This window comes from Helicobacter bilis (genome assembly GCF_900198365.1).
GTDB classification, from domain to species: domain Bacteria; phylum Campylobacterota; class Campylobacteria; order Campylobacterales; family Helicobacteraceae; genus Helicobacter_A; species Helicobacter_A bilis_B.
This window is the reverse complement of the sequence record NZ_FZMS01000008.1, coordinates 35,707-53,136: the sequence shown is the minus strand read 5'-3', so window position 1 is coordinate 53,136 and position 17,430 is coordinate 35,707. Positions and strand designations below refer to the sequence as shown.

Sequence of the window (17,430 nt, the reverse complement as noted above, 5' to 3'; positions counted from 1 at the left end):
GCTTAATATGACGATTAAAGATGTTTCACTCAAGGGCAAATTGATAATTAAAGATGTTTTGTTTTCGCTTAGTATGATAATGTTAAAGGGTAACAGAGATTCGTTTAGGTTCTATGTTAGATGTTTCGCTTCGCTCAACATGACAAAAAAAAGTAATATGACAAGGGATTAAATCTTAAAATGATAATAATTTATAACCTATGTGTTAGATGATTCTATCAACATTTAATGCAGAGACAATCTCTATCATCATTTCTTCTTGCATGTTACTTGTGAGAGAGATTCTAAGTCGTGCTGTGTTTGGTGGGACGCTTGGGGTTTTAATCGCTGGGGCAAAAAAGCCTTTATGACTAAGTTTATCGGCAAGTAAAAGGGCATTTTCATTTGTATGGGCTATGAGTGATAGAATCTGTGCTTCACCCATTAAGCTTATATTATATTTCGCACACTCTTTGCGTAATAATTCACTTAGATTTAATAGATGTTTTCTTCTATTTTGCATGGATTTAAGCTTTTGAAATACAAAAAGATTCCATGCTACATTTATAGGTGCGATGGCAGTTGAGTAGATAAAGCCCCTTGCCTTATTAATAAAAAAGTCTTTGAGATGAGGTGAGCAAATCATGCACGCCCCAAAAGACCCAATCGCCTTACCAAAAGTATAGACTAAAAAATCAATAGAATTTTCATAACCCAAACTAGCTAAACCTAGCCCATTTTCACCAAATACCCCAACACTATGGGCTTCATCAAGATATAGCATAACATTACTATATTGCTGTTTAAACGCACAGAGAGAATCTAGCTGTGCTAAGTCGCCATCCATACTAAAAAGCCCCTCACTCACAATAATAATGCTTTCATATTGATTATGTGTTTTTTCTAAAATACTTGCAAGAGATTGCATATCATTATGAGTGTATCGCATAAAGCGTTTTCCACCAAGCCTTAAGCCATCGATAATACTTGCATGTACGAATTTATCCACGACAAATAATACATTACTAAACTCGCTTAGGGCTTGCATACAAGAGATATTAAGATGATAGCCGCTATTAAAGAGTAGGCAAGATTTATTGCTAAATTGTGCGGCGATATAGTCTTCTAACTGCGTAAAGATTCTATAATTTCCACTTAGGCTACGCGATGAAGTGCTACCTAAGAGTAAGCTTTCTTTATCTATTGTATCAAAAAACTCTTCTCGTAACTCCCTATCAGTAGCAATACCTAAATAATCATTGCTAGAGAGATTTAGCAATCTTTTATTATCTTTTATGATATATATGCCATCGTGCTGTATATCTTGCAGTGTGCGTAGATTGTTATCATCTTTTAGTGCTTGTAATATTTTTGTAGCTTGCATGTCTTTTTCCTTGAGTGTGTGATAGCATTGCAAAAAATGCGATTTTTAGTTACTATTTTACTATAAAGAGATGATTTTATATAAAGGTATTTCATGCAAAATGATAATTTAGCCATGCTTGATTTAGCACATATTTGGCATCCATGCACGCAAATGAAAGACCATGAGAAACTACCCATTATCCCTATAAAAAGGGCAAAGGGAATCTATCTGTATGACTTTAATGATAAAAGTTATATTGATTGTGTGAGTAGCTGGTGGGTGAATCTCTTTGGACATTGTAATGACTATATTAACGCAGCGATAAAAGAGCAGCTTGATAATTTAGAGCATGTAATCTTAGCGGGATTTAGCCACGAGCCTATTATCAATCTATCTAAGCGGCTTTGTGATATGCTACCACAACCGCTTAATAAATGCTTTTATGCGGATAATGGATCATCTGCTATTGAAGTAGCGTTAAAAATGAGCTTTCATTATTTCCGTAATCTTAATATTAATCGCAATCTTTTTCTCTCACTCACAAACTCATACCATGGCGAGACAATAGGGACATTAAGCGTTGGTGATGTAGCTTTGTATAAAGAGACTTATGCCCCGCTTTTATTAGAATCTTTACGCACAGAAGTCCCAGAAACGCAATTTGGCGATTACTCTCACGCTTTAGAATCATTAGAAAAGATTCTAAAAGAGTATGGCGATAGAATCTGTGCGTTTATCTTAGAGCCTTTAATCCAGTGTGCAGGTAATATGCATATGTATAATAAGGACTATATTAAAGATTCGATGGCTTTATGCAGGAAGTATGGAATCCAAATCATTTTTGATGAAATAGCCGTTGGCTTTGGTCGCACAGGCAGTATGTTTGCATTAGAACAATGTGGTGTTGTGCCAGATTATTTATGCTTATCAAAGGGGATTAGCGGTGGTTATATGCCACTTTCAGTTGTGATTACTTCAGATTCTATATATGATGTTTTTTATGCACCATATAGCACATATAAGGCATTTTTACACTCACATAGTTATACAGGTAATACACTTGCATGTGCGGCGGCAAATGCGGTGCTTGATATCTTTCAGCAGGAAAATATCATTGAGAAAAACAAGCAATTAAGTCTATTTATGAAAAAGGAATTTGAGATTCTAAAAGATTCTTCTAAGGTGAAAAATATGCGAATATGCGGTATGGTTGTAGCCTTTGATGTTATCACAGATAAAGAGCGACCAAATATATTTATCTTTGAAGAGGGCTTAAAAAGGGGCTTACTACTTCGCCCACTTGGGAATACAATCTACTTTATGCCCCCTTATGTTATCACACAAGATTCTATAAGCTATGTTGTGAAATGTTTGAGGGAGATTGTTGAGTTGTTGTAAAGGCTTAGAACCTCTTAATTGATGGCAGTAATCTTTGGGGTGATTTGTGGATTTTAGCTGTTATGCCTTTATGGGTAGGTTTGTAGATTTTAAGATACAAACATTTAGTGTCTATACATAAAACCCCTGTAATTAAGACTTAAAATCACACAAACTAAGATACTATAATACTTAAAATATAGTATAGATAAAAGGTGCGACAGCTGAGCCTTTTGCTAATACAATCAATACGCCTAGAAATAGCATGATAATAATCACAGGGAAAAGCCAAAATTTCTTGCGTTCCTTTAAAAAAGCCCATAATTCTTTAATGATATTCATATTTGCTCCTTATTATGTGTTAGTTGGGTAACCTTGCGGTGTAAAAATATGTTATTTGTCATTCTTACCCCTTTTTGTTTGGATCGTCATGTGTAGTATTGGGATTGTGTAATTTACTTGGTTTTATCACACCATTTTTAATTTGTGTGGCAATAAACTCTGCGATTTTCTCATTTGCTAGGGCATTTGGGTGCGTATCCCAACGAGAGATTCTATATTTAAAATGTTCAAAGTCCCCATTTTTTACGCGTTCTAAATCCTCTTTATAATCATCGCCGATAATTTCACTTATCGTGTAAAATGGGATACCATCGTTTTTAAGTGTAGTTTGTATGACTTTATCGTATTTGTCTAAAAATTGTGCGTGCATATCATAATCCCAATAAAGTACATAAAGTTTTGCGTTATATTTTTCTTTTAATATCTTGTTGATTTTTCGTATAATGTCAAAATATATGTGGTCTTGTGAGATATTTAGCTTCACTCTATCCAAATTGGAGGCAAACCCTTTTTCATAAACTTCGTTTTGTAGTAAATCTTTTGACTTGGAACCGGGTTTAATAAGCGGAAAGAAATATTCTCTTGTATAAGATTCTGCAAGTTGGTCCTTTGTCTTTTTGAGTGTGCTTGCCATACGCTGTATAAAAGATTGTCGCGGTTTGTTTTCTATTATTTTATTTTTTTCTGTGTCATCATCTTTTCGCCAAAATACCGCCTGTTCTTCATCGCTAAATGTGCCTTGATAAATAATTTCACCATTAATATTTTCATATTTTGGTCCTTTAAATACGCCTTTTGCTCTGTAAATATGATGAGGTATAGCCTCATAAATAAAGATATTTTCATCACATTGCCCTAATTCTTTAGAATCTAAATCAAACTCTAATCTTGCTAACATTTGATGTGCTCCAGCTGCACCTATACCAAAATTTTTGACATTATATTGTGGTAGATTGTTTTGTAAATATGCGGTTATAGTTTCAGAATCTCCAACACCAGAACCATAGACAAATGAGCCACCATAGATATTCAAGCAAGTGCGTGAGTTGGTATTATTATTCGGTGTGAGTCGCAAAGCATTTTCATTATGCGTATAGACAATATCATAAATCACTTTGTCATCTACAATCAATTTACCTTTTTCAGAAACTGCTGGGGCAAGGGCATAGCCTAGAATCTTATGCGGCTGTATGAGTATATCTTTTTTATTTTGAATCTTATAATAAAAAACCCCTTCACTTATCACAACACATATAGGCACAATCGCTATATAAATAAAAGTGAGTTTTAAGCCTTGAGATGTAGCCCTTTTCGCACAAATAAGCAAAACAATCGCAAAAGCACCACCAATCCATAAATAAGGCATACTAAAATTAAAATAGCGAAAACATAAACGATCTAGCTTCAGTAAAATCATCATTAATACAATAAGCCCAATAATCCATATAATAGACTTTATCCATTTGTTTTTTAACATAGAATCTCCTTTGATTTCTAAAATTGATTTTTCATACTTACGGGTTGCTTTTGACGAGAGATAAGATAACTATCATTTTCTTTGTCAAGTCTCGCACCCAAAACATTGCGTCCTATTATGCGAAAGACTAGCCCCAAAGGCACAAACACAAGGGCAAAAAGCACCACCAAAGTTGCACGAGAAATGCACCAGCCAATCACACTGCCAAGCTTCACTTGTGCGATATAAAGCGGTGTGCTAACTTTGGGATAGACTTGCAGGGCTAGAGCGACACCTAGCCCAATGATCGCCCAGATTCTATAAATGTCGTGCAATAAGATTCCAGAGAATAAAAATACTGCAAAAATCCCCGCCCAAATGCCTAAAAATACGCGTAAATCACTAATGCTTGTCATCATTTCCCTTTTTTTACTTTTGGATTTTTTCTGTTTTAGAATCTGTTGTTTTTACCGCTTTTATCCTATTTGTTTGTATTATGCTATCTTTTAGATTTAGTGCTAAAAATTTTGCCAATTCCTTATTTGCAATAGCGTTTGGGTGTTGCTCACACTTATTAATGGAATAATTCTCTCTGGCTATTTTATAATTTTGCAAAATATTACTTGCTAACATATATCCCCCCCCCCCATCGTTGCTATATTGTTGTTAAAGGTTGTTTCTAGCCATTGTGTAATAGCATTAGATTCTTGAACTTCTAGTTCATCACTTAAATTATTAGAATCCCATAGTAAAACATAAAGCGGTGCGTTAAGTTGTGTTTTTAGCTCTTTTTGCATTTCTAACATTATGGCAAAATAGAGATTATTGTATTTCTCATCGTATTTGTATGTATCGCGTGATTGTAAGAATTTATATAAATAGCTTTGTTCTAGGCGATGCTCTATTGATCTTGCAAATTTTGTTTTCTTATTAGTTGTAGTATCTAGCCATTCTAGTTTTTCGCCATTGATTTTAAATCTCGGGGCTTTTGTGCCTATCTCCCATGGTGAGAATCCATTAGCCCTAGAAATATGCCGTGGCAAACTCTCATAAAGTGCTATTACTTCATCACAATCTTTAATTGTCCTTTTAACCTCACCGCTTAAAAGCAAAGCTAAGGCTTGATGAGGTCCATATCCATGGAATCCAAAGTTATAAATTTTCATATCGACTTGTTGTCCAAAATAAAATGGCAAACTTTCATTATCATTTAACCCCTCGCCTATGGTAAAGCTATCGCCAAAAAAGAGAAAGCATTGTTTGCTGTTATTATTTGAACTTTTTGTTTTACGCCAACCAAACTCATTGATATCATAGGAAATATCATAGATTATAGAGTTATCTTTTTTATTTAGCATTTGTGCAGTAGCTACTATATTTGGTTTTGCCCTATATCCTGTTATTGTATTAGGCTCATAGTAAGCAGTTGCATAAATGCCATTAGATTCTAAAACACAATCTTTATCTTTATTGTCTTTATTCTGCAATTTATAGAATCCATATACCTCACCAATGATTACACAAATAGGCAAAATACTAAAATAAGATAATGCCAACTTCAAGCCTTGTATCTTTGTCTGCCTTGCATAATATACACATAACAATAATAAGAGGGCACTAATCCATACAAATGACATAATGCTAAAATCAAAACGCATTTTAGATATGCGATCAATCTTTAATAAAAGCAAACTTATTAAAATCCACAATACAGAAAACAATAAAACGCCAATTTTGCCTTGTGTGATTTTATACAATATTTCTTTTCTCATATATATCCCTTATTGTTTAATCTAGCTCATACTTATCTTTAATATCTCTAAACTTTGCGATATGCTCTTGTGGTTGTTTCTCTTTATAAAGAATAAAATCTTCAATCACTAGCATATCCATCTCCGTCCCCATAAAACACGCATAAGAATCATAAGGACTACATACCATAGGCTCACCTCGCACATTAAAGCTCGTATTCACTAGCACAGGCACACCGCTAAGTTTATAAAACTCTTCTATAAGTGCGTAATAACGCGGATTAGTCTCTTTATGCACACTTTGGATTCTCGCAGAATAGTCAATATGCGTTACACTTGGAATCTCGCTTCTAATAATATTTAGCTTTTCTATGCCAAAAAGCTCTTTTTGCTCTTTTGTGAGTGGGTAGCATTTCTCCCTTTTCACAGGGGCTACAAGCAGCATATATGGGCTAATGTAGTCGCACTCAAACCACTCATTTATGGCAAAGTCCAGCACACTTGGGGCAAATGGGCGGAAAGATTCTCTATATTTAATCTTTAGGTTCATCGTCTTTTGCATTGTGGTATTGCGTGGATCGCCTAGGATCGATCTAGCCCCTAATGCCCTAGGTCCAAACTCACACCGCCCTTGATGCCAGCCTACTACTTTACCTTGTGCTAGAGCTTCGGCAGTTAAGTGCTTGATCGTGTCAAAATGATGCTTTTCATAGACTGCGTTTAGGGAATCTAGCGTGGCTTGGACTTCTTCGTTAGAGTAGGATAGCCCTAAATAGCTTCCTTGCATAGAATCTTTTAGCAAAGGCGTTGGCTTTGCCACGCTTTTGCGGGAGTCTGCGCGGTGGGCTTGCTCATTACCGCTTAGGTAAATCCCTTCGCCCACCGCTCGCCGCGCGCAACCCACAAAATCATCGGCAAATCCTTCCGCCTGCGACCCTTTTATATTTGTGGCGTTTGAAAACCCCGATTCTAGTTCCAAAATCTTAGAATTGCTTGGGCTTATCTTTGGCGTTGGCTTTTTGGCTAAAATGGTGATTGCTTTCAGCTCAGCTTCGGTCATTACCGCTTTAGGTAACTCCCTTGCTTCGCCTTGCAAAGCCCCATTTTTATCACAAAAATCCTGCCGCCTATCTGCTTGGCTACAAAACACATTTTCTGCGTTTTGGGTGAAACTCCTAGAATCCTTTGTTGGCTCACTTACATTTTGGGTTTCATTGCTAGAATCCGCTTTTTCACACTTGGCTTGTTTTTCTTCACGGATTCTAGGCTGTTTGCATTCTATATGGTAAAACGCTAAGGCACACCCCACCGCACTTCCCGCATCCCCACTTGCAGGCTGTATCCAAATATGATCCAAAATCTTTTCTTCTTTGATAAGCTTTTGATAAATCTTGCCATTACCCACGCAGTTTAGCGCGACACCACCACTTAAAACAAGATTCCTACTGCCACTAAGTCTAGCTGTGGTGCGAGCTAGGGCTATCATTATTTCTTCAGTTACTACTTGCAGGCTTGCGGCTATGTCCATATGGATTTGTTCTAGCTTAGATTCTGGGTTTCTTTGTGCGTGAAAAAGGCTGTCAAACTTGGCATTTGTCATTCTTAGCCCATAGGTGTAAGAGAAATACTCCATATTGAGTGAAAAGCTCCCATCAGGCTTGATATCTACTAAATGCGTTTTGATAATATCTACAAACTTTGGCTCTCCATAAGGGGCTAAGCCCATCACTTTATATTCACCGGAATTGACTTTGAAGCCTAAATAATAAGTAAAAGCAGAATACAAAAGCCCTAGAGAGTGCGGAAAATGCAGCTCTTGTAAAATCTCAATATAATTATCTTGCCCCTTAGCAATAGTCGTAGTCGCCCACTCGCCTATGCCATCAAGGGTTAGAATCCCAGCATCACTAAAAGGACTTGGGAAAAATGCAGAGCCACAATGGCTTAAGTGATGTTCGCTAAAGTAGAGATTATTTAGCACTTTTTGTTTAAATGCTTTAATTTCTTGCTTACTTTTTTGCGGATAGAGTTTTTTATACAAAGATTCTAGCTCTCGTGCGATGGTTTCTTTTAAGAAAAGCTTTGTTGAAAGCCATACGGGGATAGCCTTTACAAAGCTTAGAAAGCCCTTTGGCGCGGTGGCAAAGTAGGTCTCAAGTAAGCGTTCAAAGGTGAGAAAAGGTTTGTCATAAAAGACAAAGGAATCAATGGAATCTAGTGTTAGGGGTGTTGGCTTTAGGTTGGAGGATTGGGCTTTGCGGGGTATTTGCGGGAGTTGCGAAAAATCGCCGCAGTCATTACCTTTTAGGTAACTCCTATCCCCAAATTGTCCCAAAACACGCAAAGCCCCACCGCAATTCTTAGAATCGTCTTGGGCTTGGGCGTTTTCAAAAGTAGATTCTAAGTTGGTTAAATCTTGTGGAGTGTTTTTAGGGTATTCACCCCCCCCCCCCCCATATAATCGTGGCAGTTGTTATTTATATAGTTTAATGCCGCTTCAATGGATAGTTTAGGAAATGTGCTATCAGCTTTAATGCGAGATAGTCTCTCTTCTTGCAAGGCAAAAAGGATTCTATCATCTTCTAATAGGGCTATGGCACTATCGTGGTAAAAGGCTGAAATACCTAAAATTATCATTGCTATCCTTTTTTGCTAATATCTGATATGTGGTAGATTTGAGATTCTAATCGGCGTATTCTAGCATAAAATTATTAAGACTTATTATTTGTTTCTGTATAATATTACACGCTTTTACCTTTTGTCATAGTTTATTCAAATATGTTAGAATCTTGCTTTATTTTTTTGTTAAACAGAATTATTAAGGAAGTATAAGAAATGACTGATGATAAGCAAACACAATCCCTTAACTTACGCAAAGATTTTAAACTTGTTTATAAACGATTTGGACCCTATGTGAAGCAGCACAAATGGCAGTATTTTATGGTGCTTGTTGGCATGGTGCTTGCTGCACTTGGATCTGGTGGCAGTGCGTATGTGATACAACCTTTAATTGATGATGTGTTTAAAGATAAGAATGAAGCAATGCTTTATATCATGCCTTTGGTGCTTATTACAATATTTTTTATTAAAGGGCTTGGGATTTATATGCAGGGCTATTATCTCTCTTACATTAATGCAAATGTTGAGAATCTAGTAAGACAAAAGGTGATGAAGCGAGTTTTGGGGTTTGAGCTTGATTTCTTTAATCGTATGCGTAGCGGTGAGATTTTAGCGCGTATTAGTGATATTTCTGTGGTGTCGTATTTTGCTACGGGTTATCTTATGAATTTTTTAAGCACGATATTAACGATTATTGCATATAGTGCGGTTATTGTATATAATGGCTCGTTTTTAGCCTTGCTTGCATTAATGATTATGCCTTTATCTATTATCCCTATTCGTTTCATTGCAAAAAAGCTAAGATTTCTTGCGAATCAAAGCTTTCAAACAAGTGTTAATATGAATTCAAGGGTATTTGAGATTATTAATAATATAGAGATTATTAAGGCAAGTAATGGGGAAAAATTAGAGTTTAAACAATATAAAGATTATAGTAATGAGATGTTTCGTTTGGGACGAAAATCAACAAGAGTAGGACTACTCACTTCACCGCTTATGGAGCTTTTTGGCTCAATAGGCATGGCGATTGTCATTATCATAGGTGGGCTAGAAGTATTGCGGGATAATATGAGTGCTGGGCAGTTTTTCTCACTTATGGCGGCTATGTTTTTACTCTATAAGCCATTAAAGGGATTAAATGGAAGCTTTGCAGGGGTGCAACCAGCCCTTGTGGCAAATGAGAGATTATCAGACATTATTGATAGGGAGTCAAAAATTATTGATGGCAAAGAGATTCTAAAGTCTCCTATAGAATCTATTGAGGCACAAAATATTACGCTTAAATATGATGATTTTACTGCTATCAATAATCTTTCTTTGAAGTTTGAGAGAAACACAACGACAGCCATTGTTGGCAAAAGTGGTAGCGGAAAAAGCTCTTTAATGAGTCTTTTACTGCGACTTTATGAGCCAAATGAGGGCAAGATTCTCATTAATAATTATGATTTAAAGGATCTTTCACAAGAGAGTTTGCGTAAAAATATATCTATTGTAACACAAAGAATTTTTATATTCCATGGAAGCATTGCTAGTAATGTTGCCTATGGCATGGAAATTGATGAAGAAAAAGTGATTGATGCACTAAAAAAAGCACAGGCGTATGAGTTTGTATCACAACTTGATGATGGTATAGAAACTATCCTTGATGAGTTTGGGACAAATTTAAGCGGCGGTCAGAGACAGAGAATAGCTATCGCAAGGGCAATTTATAAGAATCCAGACATTTTAATACTTGATGAAGCCACAAGTGCTCTTGACGAAGAAACAGAAGAATCTATTAAAGATGCACTTGCTACTTTACAAAAGGACAAAATTTTAATCGTGGTAGCACACAGACCAAGCACCATTGAGTTAGCTCAAAGAGTCGTGCAAATGAGTGAGGGCAAGATTCTAAACATTTGGACACAGCAAGAATATCAAGAAGAGAGAAAGAAGGGACGAGTAAAAGATGAAGATCTTGCATAGGCGTTTATTGTGTGAATGAGAGAATCATTACAAAACTATATGCGTTTAGTCAAGTTACTTTAAGCATATAGTTTTGATTATTCTTGGCTTAACATGTAGAATCTAGTCTTACTATAAATGAATGCTGATATTGTTGCTGTTATAAGCATTATATGTTGATTTTGCAAAGATATTGAATATCATGTAGCAAGGTATTTCAATAGATTTGATAGCTAACAATAAACCAAAATATCTATTTTTTACAAAAATTATGTTTAAAACTCATTATATTTCGTTATAATGCCATTCATGATTTTTATTTTTTCTATGCCAAAGGAGAAGTTATGATGGTTCTTAAGAAGTTGATGTTTGTTTCTATAGCAACAAGCGGGTTGCTTTTCGCATGTCCTAATATGGCTCACCATGAGCATGTTATCGGTGCTTCTGTTGCACCTAAAGGCGTTGTAAAAGAGCTTTATGCGACTGCAAACTTAAAACAAAAAAGAGAAATTGCACAAATTGAGTTTGATACTCTCAAGGCAGTTAAAGCACAAACAGAGAAGTTCAAACAATACAGAGATGCAGTGGAATTTGATGTTAAAAACTTGCGTTTAGACTTAGAAGAAGCACAAGCAAATAGAAATGTTTCTAAAGCTACTGAAATTCTTCATAGAATCACTAAAAAAGAAGAAGAGTTTAGAAAAAGCAAACAAGATGAACACAATTTACGCTATCTACTTGAAGAAGATAAATTGAAAAAAATCAATGCGGTGCTTAAAGTAAAATAACTTTAGCCATATTTGGACATTGTGAAAATTTGGCTTCATGCTGGATTTTCGCTTAGTCTGCCTTTTGTGGCAATAAACTCTTATTATAGTCTCACTCTTATTTCTTTTTTCACATTTTTTAGGGTATTTTCTTGTTGGGAATGAATGTTTTCAAGTATGTTGTTTTAGTGTTTGCATTTTCATTGTTTTATGCACATACTAAAATGACTTCATGTAAAACTATTATTGATGGTATTGTTATGCAAGGTTCATGCAAAGGAATATTAAAGCATGGCAAATTTGTGGGTTATTATCCAAGTGGCATACTTGCATGGGAAGTTCATTATAAAGATGACAAATTGCATGGAAGATTCAGTCATTTTTATCCAAATGGTAACCCACATTTCACAGGTTTCTACAAAGACGGGGTGTTGCATGGAGATTTTACGCAGTATGCAAGGGATAATACAGCTTTAAAGACGACTTTTAAAAAGGGAGTATTGCATAACTGGCTATATGTGATAACTGAGGGGAAAAGGATACAAGCATTGCAGTATTATTATGGTAAGCTAATAGCCCAAAAATATCTTGATTAAAGGTTTATGTGTGCAAGATACAAAGATTCATACTACAACAAAATACACAGAATCTTTAGATACTTCTGCTAATACGATAGCAGAAGAAAGCACATCGCAAAACGAGTCAATCTCTCAAGCACACAATCCAAATAGCGAAACTTTAACAGAACAAATGCAAAAAAATAATCTCACACATGAAATACAAAACAATAAAACACAACAAGATGGCTATTTGCAAAAACTACAACATTTTTATGCAAACATAACCAAGCATCGCTATTTTATTAGTGAAAAAATCTCATATTGTTGGCATGCCATAACCGATAATGATAGAATTTTTCATTATGCGGCTTCTTTAAGTTTTTATAGCATTTTTTCTATTATCCCTGCTTTTTTAATGTTTTTTTCTCTTTTTTCACTCTTTCCAAGCTTTCAAGATCAATTACAGATTCTAAAACAATCTATCCTTGATAATATTTTGCCTGACAATGCCCATGAGTTTGCAAAAATCCTAGATAACTTTTTATCAAATGGCAAGGAAATGGGCTTTGTAGGCTTTCTCATTTCGCTTATTAGCTCTTTTATATTCTTTAGGAATTTTGATGATGTTGCTGCACGCATTTTTGAGGCAAAAAAACGCGGCTATTTTGACTCTTTTATCATATACTGGCTCTTAATCACGCTTATACCCATGTTTCTTGCTACTTCGATTTACTTTAATGCAGTGATTGTGGATATATACTCTGATGATGTGATTACAAAATATTATTCTTTTATACCTATGCTTGCTACTTGGATTGTATTTGCTATGCTTTTTCGTGTAGCAGCGAATAAGCCATTGCGATTTTTTGTGTTAATATTAGCGAGTTTGCTTGGTGCGATTGTGTGGTATGGTTTAAAAATCATATTTTTTTACTACATGAGTTATAATAAGTTTTATAGCAATATCTATGGCTCAGTCTCAATCATTATGTTTGCATTTTTGTGGATTTATGTGTCATGGCTTGTTGTGCTTTTTTCTATGCAGTTTTGTAAATGGCTTGATGCAAAATATCCATGTAGTGAAAGCTAGATTCTAAGGCTGAAAAGATTTACGATAATAAGGCAAACCTGTGCCTTTATGTTTAAAATTATAATCCCATTATTTTACATTTTTCTTCTATATCTTTGATAAAGTTTTAGAATCTAAATTAGATTCTAAAACTTTATCAACATGCGGTAGTTTGCTAAAAATACCGCACTACGCCAAAAGTTTGAGGGTATTTTCTCAAGCACATCAGCACTTTCTGCAAAGCCCGGTAGTGAGAGATATGAGAAAGGTATGCCAAGCCCTACTTCTACTCTATGTATATTGTTAAAAGTGAGACTCATGCCAAGATTAAAGGAATAATCTACTTGTAAGTTATAATTCCATATATATTTTGCAGGGTAATAATCGCCTTTTTGTGGGTGTGAAGCATAAGGACGATAATACATAACACCGATATTTAGCCCCATGAATCCACCAATATAGTTTTTAAATGTATTATCAAATGGAAACTCAAACAACACATCAGCACTCATAAAGGCCAACATATAAAAACTTTGTAAATTCCCATCACCACCATAGGGATTTTTCACAGGTGCAGTTGTGCCATTTTTTATATCATAGGTATAAATATCATTGAAAAATGAAGTAAAAAGCCCACCATAAAGCCTTGTGCCTACATAATGATTGAAAAACTTTTGATAGCCACCACTACCGCCATATACAAGCGGTGTAATACGAGTTATCACAAGATTGTTATCAATATAGCCGCTTGTATAAATATCTAAAACCCCCATGCTTACACCGCCAAATAAACCGCTCTTTTTTAAAGCGTCATTATAGCTTTGTGTTAGGGCATTAAATCGTTGTGCGCTTGTCTTATCATCTACATAATGCCCATAAGGCACACTGACTTGAAAATCATCGCCGATTTGCTCTTTTAAACTCATCACTTCATAACGCAAGGATTGTAGATAATGCAGCTTTTCTTCATAGCTTTTAGTAGGTTTTTGTATCTCTTTTTTTGGTTCTTCCTTTTTGGTTTTTTTTGTTGAGTTAAGATTTATGGTAGTAAAATTATTAACCTTATAATTACTCCTTTTGTCATCATTGACATGAATGCGTTTTTTCACATTTGTTTCGCCAGAATCTATCCCATAAAGATAAGGCATAAAACATACACATAACAGAATATAAAATAAAGCTTTTAAAATACCCATGAGTAACTCACTATATAGCTAGGTTCAAAAGTCTCTGTTGTGCCATTTGAGAGTGTTATAAGTGGTGCGATAAAAATATGCTCAATCTCTACCCTATGATGTTTTGCATAAGTCCAGCTCACACCTATGTTTAGATTCAAACTCATATTATGTATGTTTGTCAAATAGTTATAAGTTTCTATGCTTTGATGCTTTTTTGAAAAAATATAGCCGCCAACGCCAAATCCCGCAAAAAAGCCAAAATAATGCTCTTTAAAAAATACCGGAATATCATGCAATACGGCAAGTCTAAATCCATAATAGTTATACAGCAAAAGTTCATTATTATGCGTGTGATTCCCATAAATATTAAATAGCTCTGCTTTTAAGCCCAAATGATTATAGAGATAACGCAAATAGCCAAGCTTTAGAATCCCACCAGCACTAGCCCTGCTTGCATCTATACCTAAAGATTTTTCATCGCGTATAAAGCCTAGCATTACACCAATACCCGCGTAATATCCACTCGCTTTAGAATCTATAAGCCAATTTCGCTTTTTCTTTTCTTTCTCTATGATTTGAGACCTTAGCATATAGGCTTCTTTTTCTAACTCATGAATCTTAAAATCGATAAAATACTCATCTTGTGTCGTATCCATATTTTTTAGTTGCGAGTAGTCATAGGTTGTAATCTTTGGTTTTATAGGCTTCATCGCATCATCAAATAGAGAATCTTTCTTGCTGCTCTCTCTTTTTAGATAATTATGCGTTTTGCTGTAAGGTAATGAAAAATAGGGCAGGGGCAATGAAGAATCAAGTATATTTGTCGTATCTTGTAAAAGCATATTGGGGATAAAGCTATCTTCTTTTTTTTGCTCTCTTTTTGTTGTATCTGTTTCGTTTGCATATATGCAAGTAGTAAATGTCAAAAACATAGGCAAATGAATAGCCCTTTTTATAGCATGTATATATTTTTTAAAATACATATACCCATCCTAAACTTAGATTCATAGGCTTTGCAAAATCACTTGAGAATATATCCACAGGATTCTGTGCTACGCCCTCAAGCTTTCTAGTAACATAGCTCCCATAATGATAAATAAAGGTCTTAAAGCTTAATTCAAGCTTATGTTTCTCATAAAATGAAATGTAGGTAAGAAAGGCAACATTTGAAGCAAAGCCATTCAATTTATCCCAATATTTGTCGCTATAAGTCATATAGCCCACACCAAAACCAGTTCCAACCCCAAACTTCATATCTTTAGAAATGGGAATCTCATACATAACTTCTGCATTAACATTTGTCGCACTAAATGTGCTAGCTATAAAATCTGCGTAAGGATCGTTTTTTAGCGATGATAAAATATTGCTTGCTACAAGTGTATCAAGGTAGATTTTAAGCCCCACCTGCTTACTTGATATGCCAAGAAAATTTTGGAATCCAACCTTTAGATTTAAGGTCGGCAAAACATTTATATTGTCTGCTACCGCAGCTATTGTAGTGCCAAGTTGCACACCAAAAAATAGTTGAGTTTTATATTCACTAGATTCTAATTTCCTTCTAGCTTGTTCTCTTTCTGCTTTATTTTGTGCATCGCTAATGCCAATTTGTAAATCTTCAATGGAATAGTTTTGTGGCTCTAGAGTATATATTTTCTCTCTTTCATACACCTCTCTTATAGAATCTTTTACATGCTGCATTCTATCGATAGATTGCTTTATTCTTTCGTTATGTTTGTCTTCGACTTCATCAAACATATCTGTATGATCTTCATCTAGCCGCATAGAATCTTCTGCATGCTTATCTTGTGCTACTTCACTTTCCTTTATATCATCTGCGTATATAAGGCTAGATAATAGAAAAAGAGATAAAAAGATTCTAAAAAACATAATCATATCCAATCATCATTGTATAGCCCAAAAAGCCTCTCTCTGTCCCTTGAGTGCTTCCAAAGTAGATTCCAGCTTTATGATGAAGTCGTGGATAACGCACACTTATACCAAGATTTAGCCTATATGCTGCTTCATATTTATCAGCATAAGGGCTTATGGCAAGTCCTGTAATCTTGCTTGAGCCAAGCCCAACACCAAGATTCAAACTCCCAATAAAACCATGCAATTCCAAAAAATCCCACAGCATATCCGCATTAATCCCAGTAAAAAATAATCCGCTTTTTCCAAGACTCACGCAAAAATCAATATAGATTTGATACCCAAAATGATTGATAGGCAACATTTTGCCTGTGTATTTTTGATACCCAACGCGGAATCCAAAGAGACTAAAGTTAGGGGTAGCTGACTTTGTATTTTGTGTGCCTATTATACCTGCATCAACAAAAAAGGGTAATGCTGCATTAATATTAAAACCATAAGCTGCACCGATAAAAAAGGCATTTTTCGCTTCAGCCCTATCCACATTTTCTATAATCTTTGCTATATCTTTATCATAAAACTTATTGCGAGAACGAATGTATGGATAGTATTTAGAATCTAGATTAGGATAATTTATATTGTATGGATTGGCTTTATTTTTAGATTCTATATCTTTATCTGTATTATTTTCTACCGCATAAAGACAAAAAGACATGAGAAAGCATAGACAAAGATATCTCCAAATATATTTTGTAAAATAGCAAAGGTTAATAATATAAGCATACTTTGTAATATTTTCTCTCACAATATAGCCTTATCTTTTATGTGATTGCAATATGTTGTAGGAAAAATGAATTTGTGCAATAAAAATGAGTGATATTTCAAAGATCTTTTAGAAATATCGTTTTTAAAAGCGTATAGAATATAAAAAAACAAAAATGATAAAGAAGTATAAAATTGCATAAAGCCCCCACAGCACCCACAGCAAACTAAAATGCTAATTTTAGCAAAAAAATGTGTAATAGCAAGAAAAAATGCCTAAGCAAATATTATTTATAATCCACTTAAACAAGATTCCATACTCAAACTTTCCATAATGCTACAATGTATTGAAAAGATTGAATAAGATCTAACCCAGCACAATATGAATAAA

At 34.8% G+C, this 17,430-nt stretch carries 17 protein-coding genes; 5 read left to right on the top strand and 12 right to left on the bottom strand.

Going from position 1 to position 17,430, the window contains the following annotated elements; genetic code table 11:
* Window positions 1-205 precede the first annotated feature (205 nt).
* The gene (locus C6H08_RS01390) at window positions 206-1,363 is read right to left on the bottom strand and encodes an aminotransferase class I/II-fold pyridoxal phosphate-dependent enzyme (protein WP_034563919.1); all 1,158 of its coding nucleotides are present in this window, start codon (window positions 1,361-1,363) and stop codon (window positions 206-208) included.
* A 93-nt stretch (window positions 1,364-1,456) separates the two neighbouring features.
* Here C6H08_RS01390 and C6H08_RS01385 point away from each other — a divergent pair, with 93 nt between their 5' ends.
* Window positions 1,457-2,743, top strand: coding sequence for an adenosylmethionine--8-amino-7-oxononanoate transaminase (locus tag C6H08_RS01385; RefSeq protein ID WP_034563922.1), 1,287 nt, complete (start codon window positions 1,457-1,459; stop codon window positions 2,741-2,743).
* A 171-nt stretch (window positions 2,744-2,914) separates the two neighbouring features.
* On the opposite strand, the gene C6H08_RS11430 is transcribed toward C6H08_RS01385, so the two are convergent.
* From C6H08_RS11430 to C6H08_RS01355, 7 genes are all read right to left on the bottom strand, one after another.
* Entirely contained in the window at window positions 2,915-3,064 is a 150-nt protein-coding gene (locus C6H08_RS11430) for a DUF5989 family protein (RefSeq protein WP_004086238.1), read from the bottom strand.
* 64 nt (window positions 3,065-3,128) lie between these two features.
* A complete protein-coding gene (locus C6H08_RS01380; protein WP_034580273.1) occupies window positions 3,129-4,541 on the bottom strand; it encodes a hypothetical protein in 1,413 nt (470 codons plus the stop codon).
* A gap of 17 nt (window positions 4,542-4,558) precedes the next feature.
* Window positions 4,559-4,936, bottom strand: a complete 378-nt coding sequence (locus C6H08_RS01375; protein ID WP_034580271.1) for a hypothetical protein — start codon at window positions 4,934-4,936, stop codon at window positions 4,559-4,561.
* 13 nt (window positions 4,937-4,949) lie between these two features.
* The gene (locus C6H08_RS01370; RefSeq protein ID WP_052100049.1) at window positions 4,950-5,153 is read right to left on the bottom strand and encodes a hypothetical protein; all 204 of its coding nucleotides are present in this window, start codon (window positions 5,151-5,153) and stop codon (window positions 4,950-4,952) included.
* Entirely contained in the window at window positions 5,147-6,292 is a 1,146-nt protein-coding gene (locus tag C6H08_RS01365) for an SGNH/GDSL hydrolase family protein (RefSeq protein WP_052100048.1), read from the bottom strand. The genes C6H08_RS01370 and C6H08_RS01365 overlap by 7 nt, the downstream gene beginning before the upstream one ends.
* 16 nt (window positions 6,293-6,308) lie before the next feature.
* A complete protein-coding gene (locus C6H08_RS01360; protein ID WP_233708424.1) occupies window positions 6,309-8,615 on the bottom strand; it encodes a carbamoyltransferase family protein in 2,307 nt (768 codons plus the stop codon).
* A gap of 65 nt (window positions 8,616-8,680) precedes the next feature.
* The gene (locus C6H08_RS01355) at window positions 8,681-8,908 is read right to left on the bottom strand and encodes a carbamoyltransferase N-terminal domain-containing protein (protein ID WP_005216709.1); all 228 of its coding nucleotides are present in this window, start codon (window positions 8,906-8,908) and stop codon (window positions 8,681-8,683) included.
* Window positions 8,909-9,106: 198 nt separating this feature from the next.
* On the opposite strand from C6H08_RS01355, the gene C6H08_RS01350 reads away from it, so the two are divergent.
* The 4 genes from C6H08_RS01350 (at window position 9,107) to C6H08_RS01335 (ending at window position 13,251) form a co-directional block, all read left to right on the top strand.
* Complete coding sequence (locus C6H08_RS01350; RefSeq protein ID WP_034565090.1) at window positions 9,107-10,855, top strand: ABC transporter ATP-binding protein; 1,749 nt, start codon at window positions 9,107-9,109, stop codon at window positions 10,853-10,855.
* A 323-nt stretch (window positions 10,856-11,178) separates the two neighbouring features.
* Complete coding sequence (locus C6H08_RS01345; RefSeq protein ID WP_034579630.1) at window positions 11,179-11,622, top strand: hypothetical protein; 444 nt, start codon at window positions 11,179-11,181, stop codon at window positions 11,620-11,622.
* Between the two features lie 140 nt (window positions 11,623-11,762).
* The gene (locus tag C6H08_RS01340) at window positions 11,763-12,197 is read left to right on the top strand and encodes a toxin-antitoxin system YwqK family antitoxin (RefSeq protein WP_080732262.1); all 435 of its coding nucleotides are present in this window, start codon (window positions 11,763-11,765) and stop codon (window positions 12,195-12,197) included.
* Window positions 12,198-12,207: 10 nt separating this feature from the next.
* A complete protein-coding gene (locus C6H08_RS01335) occupies window positions 12,208-13,251 on the top strand; it encodes a YihY/virulence factor BrkB family protein (RefSeq protein ID WP_034565096.1) in 1,044 nt (347 codons plus the stop codon).
* 125 nt (window positions 13,252-13,376) lie between these two features.
* On the opposite strand, the gene C6H08_RS01330 is transcribed toward C6H08_RS01335, so the two are convergent.
* Genes C6H08_RS01330 through C6H08_RS01315 form a run of 4 tightly spaced genes read right to left on the bottom strand, consistent with a single transcriptional unit; the run spans window position 13,377 to window position 17,082 of the window.
* Window positions 13,377-14,426, bottom strand: a complete 1,050-nt coding sequence (locus C6H08_RS01330) for an outer membrane beta-barrel protein (protein ID WP_034565098.1) — start codon at window positions 14,424-14,426, stop codon at window positions 13,377-13,379.
* Window positions 14,414-15,391, bottom strand: a complete 978-nt coding sequence (locus tag C6H08_RS01325; protein ID WP_034565101.1) for an outer membrane beta-barrel protein — start codon at window positions 15,389-15,391, stop codon at window positions 14,414-14,416. The genes C6H08_RS01330 and C6H08_RS01325 overlap by 13 nt, the downstream gene beginning before the upstream one ends.
* Window positions 15,381-16,301: a hypothetical protein gene (locus C6H08_RS01320; protein WP_080732264.1), complete on the bottom strand. Its 921-nt coding sequence runs from the start codon at window positions 16,299-16,301 to the stop codon at window positions 15,381-15,383. The genes C6H08_RS01325 and C6H08_RS01320 overlap by 11 nt, the downstream gene beginning before the upstream one ends.
* A complete protein-coding gene (locus tag C6H08_RS01315; protein WP_034565103.1) occupies window positions 16,285-17,082 on the bottom strand; it encodes a hypothetical protein in 798 nt (265 codons plus the stop codon). The genes C6H08_RS01320 and C6H08_RS01315 overlap by 17 nt, the downstream gene beginning before the upstream one ends.
* Window positions 17,083-17,430 lie beyond the last annotated feature (348 nt).